Below are 12,613 nucleotides of genomic sequence, written 5' to 3' on the forward strand. Positions count from 1 at the left end.
ACATAATATAACAAATTTTACAGTATAAAAAACTCTTTTTAAACCAATAACAAATAAAAGATTAAATTTTTTCTTGAAATTCAAAAAAAATGGATAAAAAAAAAATAAAAGAAGTAAATAATAAAAAAACTTTTAAAATCATTTTTGGATTTTTTTTGTTAGGAAATAGCTTTTTTTTATTTTTAAGTTTTTTTTCTTTTCTTTTTCATTGGGAAAGTGATCAAAGTCAGGTTGAAAAACTTTTTGATAAAGAAATCATAGCAGAAAATTTACTTGGTAAAATAGGTGCTACTGTATCTCACTATTTTATTCACTGTGGAATAGGAATTAGTGCCTTTTTTATTCCTATATTCCTATTTTTAACCGGATTAAGAATCCTTTTGTTTAAGAGAAAACTGGTAAATAATTTTTACCAATCTACAATATATAAATTGTTATTCTCTAGCATATGGCTTCCCATATTTTTTTATACTATTATTCCTGATAAAGGAATATTAAGCGGAATTTTTGGATTTGAAATAGGAAATTACTTGATTCATTTATTTGGAAAAATTGGATTATATATGCTTTTTTTTACAAGTATCATTTTTTATTGTATCATCATTTTCCGTATCAATTTTACAAACATAAAAAAAAAAATACAAAATAAAAGAAGATTGCAATTTTTTAATTTTTTAAAAACAAGAATTCTATCGAAAACAGAACCAGAGATAGATTCTTATTTCAATCAAGAAAAAAACATTCTTCATTCTATTTTTTCTAAAAAAAAAAAAAAGAAAGATTTTTCATCCATTGATTTAGAAAAAAACTTAGAATCTAATAAAAAAAAAATAATTCAAATCTTGAATTATTATAACATAGAAATCTGTGAACTAAAAGCTAGTGTAGGCCCTACTGTAACTTTATATGAAATATATCCTAAAGTGGGAACACGTATTTCAAAAATCAAGAATTTAAAAAATGAGATTGCCTTAAATTTATCAGCTATATCCATAAGAATCATAGCTCCTATACCCGGTAAAGGATCCATTGGAATAGAAATTCCCAATTATAATCGTTCCCCCGTATCTATGATAGATATTCTTTTTTCAGAGGAAAGTAATAAAAAAAGTTATAAAATGGAACTTCCCATTTCTTTAGGAAAAACAATATTTAATGATATTTTTATTATAGATCTAGCTAAGATGCCCCATTTACTTATAGCAGGATCTACAGGTCAAGGAAAATCCGTAGGATTAAATGTTATGATTGTTTTTCTGTTATACAAAAAAAATCCAAAAGATTTAAAGTTTATTTTGATTGATCCAAAAAAAGTAGAATTATCGATATATAAAAAAATTTCAAAATCTTATTTTGCTGCACTTCCGAATTCTATAGAACCCATCATTACAGATTTACATGACGCAAGAAATATATTAAATTCTTTGTGTAAAGAAATGGATCAAAGATATAATATTTTAGAAAAACATAAGGTTAGAAATATTAAAGAATATAATAATGTTAAAAACAATAAATTCCATTTACCTTACATCATATTAATTATTGATGAATTTGCAGATTTAAATTTTAATAATCATAAAAAACAAATAGAAACATATATAATCCGGTTAGCACAACTTGCTCGTGCTGTAGGTATTCATTTGGTTATAGCAACACAACGTCCATCCGTAGATGTAATTACGGGACTAATAAAATCAAATTTTACTGCAAGAATTGCATTTAGAGTCAGTTCCAAAATAGATTCTAGAACTATATTAGATTGCACTGGTGCTGAACAATTAATAGGAAAAGGAGATATGCTATTTTCTAATAAAAATGAATTAATACGATTACAATGTCCATTTGTGGAATTATCAGATCTAAAAAAAATTGTTGATTTTTATGGAAAAAAAAATAAAAAAAATGAATACTTTTTTTTGCCAGAACCGGATTTAATCAATGAAAATCAATAAATAAGTTTCAATTCATATATTATATTATGATAATAAAAAAACTTGACTTATATATAATTCGTTTATTTATAATTCCTTTTTTAATTATTTATTCTTTAATATTTATCATTTTTATGATCCAATTTTTTTGGAGTCAAATAGATGAACTAACAGATAAACATATTAGTGTTCCCATAATATTAAAATTTATATTATATTTTGGGATGTCCATTCTACCATTAATAACTCCCATCGCCTTGTTATTAACTTCTATTATAATATTTGGAAATCTTTCAGAAAGTCAAGAACTTATCGCTATTAAATCTTCTGGAATATCTCTCTTTCGTGTTATGATTCCCATTTTGTGGATAACTTTTTTTTTATCTATTGTATTGTATTTATTTTCAGATTTTGTTATTCCAAAAGCAAAAATGAAAGCTAAAAAATTAGGATATAGAATATCGTTAACTTGTCCATTTTTAAAACTAAAGGAAGGAAATTTCGTAAATTTATTACCAAACTTTTTCATAAAAATAGAAAAAATAGATAGAAAATCAGAAAACAAAAATTATTTGCGTGAAATATCCATTTTTTTCTATGGTAAAAATTTGCTTTTCAACACTATTTTTTCTAAAAAAGGAATTTTAATTCCCAATGATGAATTTATTCAATTGAAATTAATGAATGGAATTTTATATAGTGAAAATTTTAACGAATTCAAAAAAGAACAATCTTCTTATCAAATCATAGAATTTGATACTTTAATCAAAAATTTAAAAAAACCTTCAGAACCTTCAGAATCAAAAATAATAAACTTATATGATTATGATTTTTATCAAACTTTAAATACAAAAAATCTTATCAAAAAGATTAAATTTTTAAAGGAAAAAAATTATAAAAACACATACAAAAACAAAATATACTTATCTAAACTACAATTAGAATTTCAAAAAAAATTTACGTTTCCAATAACGTGCATTATAATGTTTCTCACTGGAGCACCATTAGGTGCTATTATTAGAAAAGGAGGAATTGGTTATTCAACTATGATAGCATTGATTATATTTATTATTTATTATACTTTATTAACCATTACTCAAAATAAAGTAGAAAAAGCTGAAATATGCCCATGGATAGGAGCTTGGATTCCAAATTTTGTTTTTTTTCCAATAAGTATATGGATCACTTATAAAACTGTAATGGATGATTTTTAAAATATAAATGAATAAAATTATTAATATTATTAATAGATATGGTTTTTGATTCAAACCAAAATTTGAATAGGATTGAAGAAGCTATACAAGATATACAAAATGGAAAAATTATTATTGTAGTTGATGATAAAAATCGTGAAAATGAAGGAGATTTTGTAATAGCTGCAGAAAAAATAACTCCTAAAATTGTGAATTTTTTCATTACTCATGGTAAGGGATTAGTTTGTGTTTCTTTGACAGAAGAAAAATGTGATCAATTAGAACTTCAAATGATGGTTAAAAATAACACAGATCCTAGAAAAACGGCCTTTACAGTATCCGTAGACTTACAAGGAAATGGCGTTAGTACAGGTATTTCTGTTTCAGATAGAGCTAAAACTATTTTTGCATTAGTTGATAATGTAAAACCAGAAGCATTCAACAAACCAGGACATGTTTTTCCTCTACGTGCAAAAAAAGGAGGGGTCTTAGAAAGACCTGGACATACTGAAGCAGCTATTGATTTAACTAAAATGGCAGGATGTGCCCCTGGCGGGGTATTGGTAGAAATTTTGAATAAGAACGGATCCATGGCACGTTTACCACAATTGATTAAAATTTCCAAAAAATTTCATATGAAAATTATATCTATCAAAGATCTTGTTAAATATAAAATGAAATATAAAAAATAACGAAATGCGGTCTGGACGGGATTTGAACCCGCGACCCCATGCGTGACAGGCATGTATTCTAACCAACTGAACTACCAGACCAAAATGATTTAAATTATGTAAAAATAAAATTTAATTTCTTTAAATTCAATTAAAGAGCATCTAATTTCTTCCTAATGTCTTCTTTAGAAAGAATTCCAATATGGGAATCTTTTTTTTCTCCATTTTTAAAAAAAATCATAGTAGGAATACTGCGTATTCCAAACTTCGAAGAAGTTTTTGGATTATTATCTACATTTAATTTAAAAATTGATACTTTATTATGATATTCAGAAAAAATTTCTTCTAATAAAACAGATAAAGCTCTACATGGAGCACACCATGGTGCCCAAAAATCTACTAAAATAGGTTTTTTCGATTCAGAAATCAATTTTTCAAAATTGTCATCGTTTATTTCTTGTAACATAATTTTTTAATAAAAAAAATATAACAAATTTACCTTTTTTTGTTTCAACTTCAAAAGTTGAAATCTTTCAATAAAGAAACATAAATATCTATTCCTTCCATAATTTCTGTAATTAAAACATATTCATTAGACGTATGAGAACGCCTGCTATCCCCTACCCCCATTTTAATAGTAGAAAAAGGCATTACGCTTTGATCTGAAAGAGTAGGAGATCCATAAGTTTTTCTTCCTATCAATTTAGCTTTTAAAACAATAGGATGCATAGGATTTATAAAAGATGAATTTAAATATGAAGAACGCGTTTTCATTTTAGAATGAATTTTTTTTTGTATCATATCAATCAATTCCTCATTTTTATATAATTCATTAGTTCTGATGTCTATAACAAAAGAACATATATCAGGTATAACATTATGTTGTATTCCTCCTTGTATTTGAGTTATATTTAAAGTAGAAAAACCAAGTAAATCCGATTTTCTATCGAAAGAAAAACATCTCAAATATTCTATATCTCTTGTGGCTATATAAATAGCATTAACTCCTGTATTTCTTGCAGAATGTCCTGTTTTTCCTTCAGCTATACAATCTAATACTATTAATCCTTTTTCAGCAATAGCTACTTTCATTTTTGTTGGTTCTCCCACAATTCCTAAATCTACAGATCCAAATTCAGATAAAATTGATCTTACTCCTGAAGCCCCAGATATTTCTTCTTCTGCAGTAATAGAAAGAACTAATCTATAAGGTAATTCCGATAAATTACTTAAATATATAAAAGTAGATATCAATGAAACTACAGAAGCTCCAGCATCATTACTACCTAATCCGATTAGTTTATTTTCTTTTTGGGTAGCACTAAAAGGATCTGTGATCCAATTTTTACCTGGTTTTACTGTATCATGATGAGAATTTAATAATATAGTTCGTATATTCTCTTTTTTAGGATAATTACTATTTTCAGTCCATATATTATTAAATTTTCTTTTTACACAAAATCCATACTGATAAAGATAATCTTCTATCAGAAAGGATACCTTATTTTCTCGTTTAGATATAGAAGGCGTATTTATAATTTTCATTAGAAGTTGTATGGCTTCTTCTTTTAAAGCTTGTAGATTTACTACAGACATAACGTAGTCTTATTATTCACATCATTTAAATGATTAGGTAGACCTATACTTACCTTATATACTCCATTTTGTAATGCAAAAAAAGCATTTTCCAATTTAGGAATCATACCATTTGTTATGGTATGATTTTCTTTCATTTTCTGAAATGAATGAAAATTTATTTTTTGAAAATAGGATTCAGAATTATGAATATTTCTTAAAACTCCTTTTTTTTCAAAACAAAAATGTAACTCTACTTCACATTCTTCCTTGGCTAAAGCTATAGCTGTACAAGCTGCAATTGTATCTGCGTTTGTATTGAGTAAATCTCCTGTTCCATTATGTGTAATGGAACATAATACAGGAATAATATTATTTTTTAATAAAAATTTTATAAAATCTGTATTCACACTTTTTATACTAATATCTCCCACATATCCATAATCAATATTTTTTATGTTACGTAAACATGATTGAATGCAATTACCGTCTGCTCCACATAAACCTAAAGCATTACAATGATAAGATTGTAATATTGATACAATATTTTTATTAATTATCCCTGCATAAGTCATTACAACTATATCTAAAGTTTCTTTATCTGTTATTCTTCTACCTTGTATCATTTTTGGTGAAATCCCCATTTTTTCTGAAATAAAATCAGCTTTTTTTCCTCCTCCATGAATCAATACTTTATATCCTTTTAGTTTACAAAAAGCTTCCAAAGAATCATAAAGAGATTGAGCACTATTAATTAAATGACCTCCAATTTTTACAATACTGATTTTCATTATAAAGACTGTAACATTTTTAAAAAAATTATTTGTGAAGCGTAGATTCTATTTTTTGCTTGTTGAAATATAATGGAATTTTGACTATCTAAAACGGAATCTTCCACTACTATATTTCTTCTTACAGGTAAACAGTGCATAAATTTAGCTTTATTAGTTAGTTTCATTTTATTTTCAGTAATCATCCAATCGGAATTTTTACAAAGAATTTTACCATAATCTAAATAACTACTCCAATTTTTTGCATAAATAAAATCTGCATTTATAAATGCTTCATTTTGATCATGTGTCGTATAAGCTCCATCAGAAAATTTCTTATATAGATTATATCTTTCTGGACACACAATCGTGAAATCTATCTGTTCTATTTTTGATATCCATTGAGCAAAAGAATTTGCTACAGAGTGAGGAAGTGATTTTACATGAGGAGCCCAACTTAATACTACTTTACATTTTTTTTTAAAAAAATATGTATATTCTGCAATAGTTATAACATCTGCTAAAGATTGTAAAGGATGTAATGTGGCACTTTCCATATTAACAACTGGAACTTTTGAATATTCTAATATTTTATTAAAAATAATTTCTTTATAATCATAATTACGATCTAAAAGATTCGGAAAAGTTCTTACTGCAAGAATATCACAATACATACTCATTACGGAGATAGCCTCTTTTATATGTTCTTGTGTAAAATTCATTACACTTCCATCATTCATTTCAATACTCCAAGAATCCTTATGAACATCTAATATCCAAGTATTACATCCTAAATTAAAAGCCGCTTTTTGACAACTAATTCTTGTACGTAAACTCGGATTAAAAAAAACCAATCCTATTGTTTTATTTTTTCCAAAACATTGAAAATCATATGGATTTTTTTTCAAAAGTAAAGCCTCTTGGATGAGATCATATACATTGATCACATCTTCCACACTAAAAAATTTTTTCATAAACTTATTTATATTCAATATTCATTCCAAGCTTTTATAAATAATTGATCCATAGATAAATTACAAAAAGCTTTTATAAATGCTTTTGCTAAACGTGCATTAGTGAGTAGAGGGATATTAAAATCTACAGCATAACGTCTGATAGTATAATCATTATTCAATTCTGATTTACTTAGGTTTTTTGGAATATTAATAATAAGATCCAATTTTCTATTTTTTATTAACTCAATAACATTTGAATATTTTTTAACATTAGGCCAATAAACTTTAATTGAAGGAATTCCATTATGAGATAAAAAACTATTGGTTCCTTCTGTAGCAAATAATATATATCCTTTTTTATGCAAAAGTTTTACAACTTCTAAAAGTTCTAACTTAGATTCAATAGGGCCTCCAGATATCAATATATTTTTTTTTGGTACAGTGTATCCTACGGAAAGCATAGATTTTAAAAGAGCTTCATCTAAAGAGTTTCCTAAACATCCTACTTCTCCTGTAGAAGCCATATCTACACCTAAAATAGGGTCAGCATTTTGCAAACGTGAAAAGGAAAATTGAGAAGCTTTTACTCCCAAAAAATTTGTAATAAAAAAATTAGGATCTATTTTATCTTTCTTTTTTCCAAGTATCACTTGAGTCGCCAACTCAATCATATTAAAATGAGACACTTTTGATACAAAAGGAAAGCTTCTGGAAGCTCTTAAATTGCATTCAATTACTTTTAATTCATTATCTTTAGATAAAAATTGTATGTTGAAAGGACCAGATATATTAAAATATCTGGATATTTTTTCAGATATACGAATAATTTCTTTTAATGTAGATAAATATAGATTATGTGGAGGATATACCAGTGTTGCATCTCCTGAATGCACTCCTGCAAATTCAACATGTTCTGATATAGCATAATACAATATTTTTCCATTTTGAGAAACAGCATCTAATTCAATTTCTTTAGCATTTTTAATAAATTCTGTAATAATTAGTGGATATTTGGAAGAGATAATTTTTTTTTCATGGAGATAATACTGGAGTTCTTCTTGGTTAGAAATAATATTCATATTTTCTCCAGAAAGAACATAAGAAGGTCTAACCAATATAGGAAAATCAACTTCTTCTATAAATTGATGGATTGCATCAAAATCGGACAATTCTTTCCATTTAGGTTGTCTGATCTTTAAATAATCCATAGCATTAGAGAATTTATATCTATTTTCCACTTTATCTATAGAAACAGGAGAAGTTCCTAAAATTTTTACCTTTTGATCATAAAGTTTTAAAACTAAATTATTAGGAATTTGTCCTCCCATGGATACAATTGTTCCTTTAGGTTTTTCTAGTTCAATAATATCTAATACACGTTCTAAAGTAAGCTCTTCAAAATATAATCTATCACATACATCAAAATCAGTACTGACAGTTTCTGGATTATAATTTATCATTATAGATCTATAAGATTCTTTGTGAATCGTATTTAATGCATTAACACAACACCAATCGAATTCTACACTACTTCCAATTCTATAAACACCAGATCCCAATGTGATAACAGATTTTTCATCTTCTTCATAAATAATATCATGTTGAATAGCATGATATGTTAAATATAAATAATTTGTATATGTAGGATGTTCAGAAGCTGACGTATCAATTTGTCTTACATATGGAATTATATTTTTTTCTTTTCTATAATCTCTAATTTCTTGTTCTAAATTAGAAATATTATGATTCCGATTTTTTAATAAAATACTAGCTATTTGTATATCAGAGAAACCTTCTTTTTTTGCTTTCCGTAATAATTCTTCCGGAAGATCTATCAAATCATCAAAACGATCTATCTTTTTTTTCGTTTGAAAAATATTATCAAGTTGATATAAAAACCATGGATCAATTTTTGTCAAATGATGTATTTCTTGAATGGATAAACCTTCTTCTAAAGCTTCTTCTAAAAATAAAATTCTTTGATCCGTAGGTTTTTTTAGATATTCTTTCAATAACCGAGCAGATTTCAATTTTTTTTTGTTAAAAATATTAATGAATCCTTGCATTCCTATATCTAACATACGAATTCCTTTTTGCAAAGCTTCTTCAAAAGATCCTCCAATAGCCATAACTTCTCCTACACTTTTCATACTACTTCCAATTCTATTGGAAACACCATAAAATTTTTTTAGATCCCATCTAGGTATCTTACATACTACATAATCCAATGCAGGTTCAAAAAAAGCAGAAGTATTTTTAGTAACATAATTTTTTAATTCATGCAATCCATATCCTATGGATAATTTAGCAGATACAAAAGCTAAAGGGTAGCCTGTTGCTTTAGAAGCAAGAGCACTAGAACGAGAAAGACGCGCATTCATTTCAATAACACGATAATCTTCTGAACTAGGATCTAAAGCAAACTGAACGTTACATTCTCCTATTATATGAAAATCTCTAGCGAGATCTATCGCTAATTTTCTTAAATTATAATATTCAGAATTTGTTAAAGTTTGTGACGGAGCTACAACAATGCTTTCTCCTGTATGAATTCCTATCGGATCAAAATTTTCCATATTACAGACAGCTATACAATTATCATACTTATCTCTAACTATTTCATATTCAATCTCTTTCCATCCTTCTAAATATTCTTCTACAATAATTTGAGATGAATAAGAAAAAGCTTTATTTACTATTTTTTTCAAGTCGTTGACATTTTTAGCAAAACCACTTCCTAAACCTCCAAGGGTATAAGCTGATCTAATAATAATAGGAAACCCTATTTCTATAGAATAAGAAATTGCATCATTCATAGAATAAGCCACAAAACTTTTCGCTGTTTTTATATTAATATGAGATAACCTATTTCTAAATAGACTTCTATCTTCACTATGAATAATAGATTTAATAGAAGTCCCTAAAACTTGAACATTATATTCTTTTATAACACCTTCTTTAAAAAGCTGAATTCCACAATTCAAGGCAGTTTGACCTCCAAAAGACAATAAAATTCCTTGTGGTCTTTCTTTATCTATAACACGTTTAATGAAAAATAAAGTTAAAGGAAGAAAATAAACTTTATCAGCGACTTCTTTTGAAGTTTGAACTGTGGCAATATTTGGATTAATCAATATAGTATAAATTCCCTCCTCTTTAAGGGCTTTTAATGCTTGTGTTCCAGAATAATCAAATTCACCAGCTTCTCCTATTTTTAATGCACCTGATCCCAGGATGAGTACTTTATCTATTTTCATACTAATTTCGAAAGATTCTTTATTTTTTTTACTGAATCTATAAAAAAATCGAATAAAAATTCGGTATCTCTAGGTCCACTTGAAGCTTCTGGATGAAACTGTACCGAAAAAAAGGGTTTATTATTATGAATGATACCTTCGCAAGTATCATCATTTAAATTCTTAAAAAATATTTTCCATTCTTTATGAATATTTCTTACATCTAAAACATATCCATGGTTTTGTGATGTAATGAAACTTTTACCGGTTTTTAATGAAAAAACTGGTTGATTATGACTTCTATGCGCATATTTCAATTTATAAGTATTCCCTCCTGCCGCTATACCTAAAAGTTGATTTCCCAAACATATACCAAATATAGGTAGTTCTTTTTTCATAACTATACGAAGACAATCTATTGATTTTTTATAAATCTTAGGATTTCCAGGTCCATTAGAAAGAATCAATCCATCATATTCTTCTTTTGTAAAATCATAATTCCATGGAATTCTGATAACAGAACAATCTCTTCGTAATAAACAACGTAATATATTATTCTTTAATCCAAAATCCACAAGTAGTATTTTATATTTTCCATTTCCATATATAGTTTTTTTTTGTATTGACACTTTCTCAGAAAGATTATCCTGATTCGGATCATAAAAAGGAATATCTTCATTTTCCATTAAAATTTTACCTAACATAGATCCTCCATTTTTTCTAAGTTTTTTTGCAATAAATCTGGTATCTACACCATATAATCCAGGGATTCCATTTTCATACAACCAATTCGACAAGGTTTGATTCATATTCCAATGGTATGGACGATTAGAATAATAAGAAATAATAAGTCCGGATACTTGAATTCTATCAGATTCATAAAATTCAGAAATGGATTTTTCACTATAGATGGAAGATGGAACTCCATAATTTCCTATTATAGGATAAGTATAAGTTAATATTTGTCCTTTATAAGAAGGATCTGTTATACTTTCGATATAACCGGTCATAGATGTATTAAATACAACTTCTCCAGAAGAGGAAACTGGGGCTCCAAAATGATAAGCTTCATACCGAGTCCCATCTTTCAATACAAGTATCGCTTTTTTTATTTTTTTGTTATTTTCCATTTTTTTTATCTATCTCAATAGATATGCTAAGGCATTCTTTAATTTCTTTATAAATAATTTTATATGATTTTCATTGATATTTAATGGAGGAAGTAACCGTAAAACATATGGATTATTAGATATTCCAACAAATACTTTTTCTTTGTATATTAAAATATTTTTCAAATTATGAATGGGAAATTTAAATTTCAGTCCTATCATTAATCCTCTTCCTCTGACTTCTTTGATTTCAGGAATAACCCGTAATTTTTGAAACAATATTTTTCCCATTTTTTTTGCATTTTCAATTAAATTTTCTTTTTTGATAATTTTCAATACGGCAATACCAGCTGTACAAGCTAAATGATTCCCCCCAAAAGTTGTTCCTAACATTCCATAGTATGGTTTAAATTTAGGATGTATGAGCACTCCTCCTATAGGAAATCCATTTCCCATACCTTTAGCTACAGTAATTAAATCTGGTTTTATAGTATAAAATTGATGAGAAAAAAAAGTCCCCGTTCTTCCATACCCACTCTGAACTTCATCTATAATCAATACTATATTGTATTTTCTGCAAAAATTTTCTACTTTAGAAAAAAAATATAAACCGGGATCTATAATTCCAGATAAACCTTGTATTCCTTCAGTAATTACAGCACAAATATCTTTATTTTTTAATCTTTCTTCCAAAGAATCAACATCTTGATAATTCATAAATACGGTTTCATGTTGAGCATTAAAAGGAGATATAAATTTGTAGTTATCCGTTACCGATAGACTCCCACTTGTTCTTCCATGAAAAGACCCTCTAAAAGCAATAATTTTTTTTTTACCTGTATGAAAAGAAGCTATTTTCAATGCATTTTCATTAGATTCTGTACCGGAATTACATATAAATAATGAATAGTCTTCATATCCGGATATATTTCCAAGTAAATAAGCTAATTTATTTTTTTGGGAAATATAAACGCTATTAGAATAATAGGATATTTTATGAATTTGTTTTTTTAAAGCCTCTATATAACATGGATGCGAATGTCCAATAGAAATGACAGCATGTCCTCCATAAAAATCTAAATACATATTTCCTTTTACATCAAAAACATAAGATCCTTTACTCTTACTTAATTCTATATCTAGAATAGGATAAACGTCAAATAATTTCATTT

At 26.8% G+C, this 12,613-nt stretch carries 10 protein-coding genes and 1 tRNA gene; 3 read left to right on the forward strand and 8 right to left on the reverse strand.

From position 1 onward, the window contains the following. Positions 1–89 precede the first annotated feature (89 nt). From H0H44_RS01575 to ribB, 3 genes are read left to right on the forward strand one after another with little or no spacing between them, the layout of a single operon-like run. On the forward strand, positions 90–1,952 hold the full coding sequence (locus H0H44_RS01575) for a DNA translocase FtsK 4TM domain-containing protein (RefSeq protein WP_185871401.1): 1,863 nt from the start codon (positions 90–92) through the stop codon (positions 1,950–1,952). A 26-nt stretch (positions 1,953–1,978) separates the two neighbouring features. Beyond that, positions 1,979–3,145, forward strand: a complete 1,167-nt coding sequence (locus H0H44_RS01580) for an LptF/LptG family permease (protein ID WP_185871402.1) — start codon at positions 1,979–1,981, stop codon at positions 3,143–3,145. Positions 3,146–3,183: 38 nt separating this feature from the next. Beyond that, positions 3,184–3,816, forward strand: coding sequence for a 3,4-dihydroxy-2-butanone-4-phosphate synthase (ribB, locus tag H0H44_RS01585; RefSeq protein WP_185871403.1), 633 nt, complete (start codon positions 3,184–3,186; stop codon positions 3,814–3,816). Between the two features lie 7 nt (positions 3,817–3,823). Here the strand turns inward: ribB and H0H44_RS01590 are convergent. The 8 genes from H0H44_RS01590 to H0H44_RS01625 all read right to left on the reverse strand — a co-directional run bounded on the left by H0H44_RS01590 (position 3,824) and on the right by H0H44_RS01625 (position 12,611). Next, positions 3,824–3,897, reverse strand: a tRNA-Asp gene (locus H0H44_RS01590). Positions 3,898–3,946: 49 nt separating this feature from the next. Then, positions 3,947–4,261, reverse strand: a complete 315-nt coding sequence (gene trxA / locus H0H44_RS01595; protein ID WP_185871404.1) for a thioredoxin — start codon at positions 4,259–4,261, stop codon at positions 3,947–3,949. Positions 4,262–4,311: 50 nt separating this feature from the next. Continuing rightward, the gene (locus tag H0H44_RS01600) at positions 4,312–5,391 is read right to left on the reverse strand and encodes a M20 family metallo-hydrolase (protein ID WP_185871405.1); all 1,080 of its coding nucleotides are present in this window, start codon (positions 5,389–5,391) and stop codon (positions 4,312–4,314) included. Continuing rightward, positions 5,382–6,161 (reverse strand): acetylglutamate kinase, encoded by a 780-nt coding sequence (argB, locus tag H0H44_RS01605; RefSeq protein ID WP_185871406.1) that lies wholly within the window; start codon positions 6,159–6,161, stop codon positions 5,382–5,384. Before argB ends, H0H44_RS01600 begins: the two co-directional genes overlap by 10 nt. Next, a complete protein-coding gene (locus H0H44_RS01610) occupies positions 6,161–7,114 on the reverse strand; it encodes an N-acetylornithine carbamoyltransferase (protein WP_185871407.1) in 954 nt (317 codons plus the stop codon). The genes argB and H0H44_RS01610 overlap by 1 nt, the downstream gene beginning before the upstream one ends. Before the next feature lie 14 nt (positions 7,115–7,128). Then, positions 7,129–10,353 (reverse strand): carbamoyl-phosphate synthase (glutamine-hydrolyzing) large subunit, encoded by a 3,225-nt coding sequence (carB, locus tag H0H44_RS01615; protein ID WP_185871408.1) that lies wholly within the window; start codon positions 10,351–10,353, stop codon positions 7,129–7,131. Then, positions 10,350–11,462, reverse strand: coding sequence for a glutamine-hydrolyzing carbamoyl-phosphate synthase small subunit (gene carA / locus H0H44_RS01620; protein ID WP_185871409.1), 1,113 nt, complete (start codon positions 11,460–11,462; stop codon positions 10,350–10,352). Before carA ends, carB begins: the two co-directional genes overlap by 4 nt. A 9-nt stretch (positions 11,463–11,471) precedes the next feature. Further along, positions 11,472–12,611, reverse strand: coding sequence for an aspartate aminotransferase family protein (locus H0H44_RS01625; RefSeq protein ID WP_185871410.1), 1,140 nt, complete (start codon positions 12,609–12,611; stop codon positions 11,472–11,474). Positions 12,612–12,613 lie beyond the last annotated feature (2 nt).

The organism is Blattabacterium cuenoti, assembly GCF_014252115.1.
GTDB lineage: Bacteria > Bacteroidota > Bacteroidia > Flavobacteriales > Blattabacteriaceae > Blattabacterium > Blattabacterium cuenoti_AK.

Coding starts and splice junctions, on each gene's coding strand:
- carB (WP_185871408.1), bottom strand. CDS start 10,353: ATGAAAATAGATAAAGTACTCATCCTGGGATCAGGTGCATTAAAAATA.
- trxA (WP_185871404.1), bottom strand. CDS start 4,261: ATGTTACAAGAAATAAACGATGACAATTTTGAAAAATTGATTTCTGAA.
- H0H44_RS01575 (WP_185871401.1), top strand. CDS start 90: ATGGATAAAAAAAAAATAAAAGAAGTAAATAATAAAAAAACTTTTAAA.
- carA (WP_185871409.1), bottom strand. CDS start 11,462: ATGGAAAATAACAAAAAAATAAAAAAAGCGATACTTGTATTGAAAGAT.
- argB (WP_185871406.1), bottom strand. CDS start 6,161: ATGAAAATCAGTATTGTAAAAATTGGAGGTCATTTAATTAATAGTGCT.
- H0H44_RS01625 (WP_185871410.1), bottom strand. CDS start 12,611: ATGAAATTATTTGACGTTTATCCTATTCTAGATATAGAATTAAGTAAG.
- H0H44_RS01600 (WP_185871405.1), bottom strand. CDS start 5,391: ATGTCTGTAGTAAATCTACAAGCTTTAAAAGAAGAAGCCATACAACTT.
- H0H44_RS01580 (WP_185871402.1), top strand. CDS start 1,979: ATGATAATAAAAAAACTTGACTTATATATAATTCGTTTATTTATAATT.
- H0H44_RS01610 (WP_185871407.1), bottom strand. CDS start 7,114: ATGAAAAAATTTTTTAGTGTGGAAGATGTGATCAATGTATATGATCTC.
- ribB (WP_185871403.1), top strand. CDS start 3,184: ATGGTTTTTGATTCAAACCAAAATTTGAATAGGATTGAAGAAGCTATA.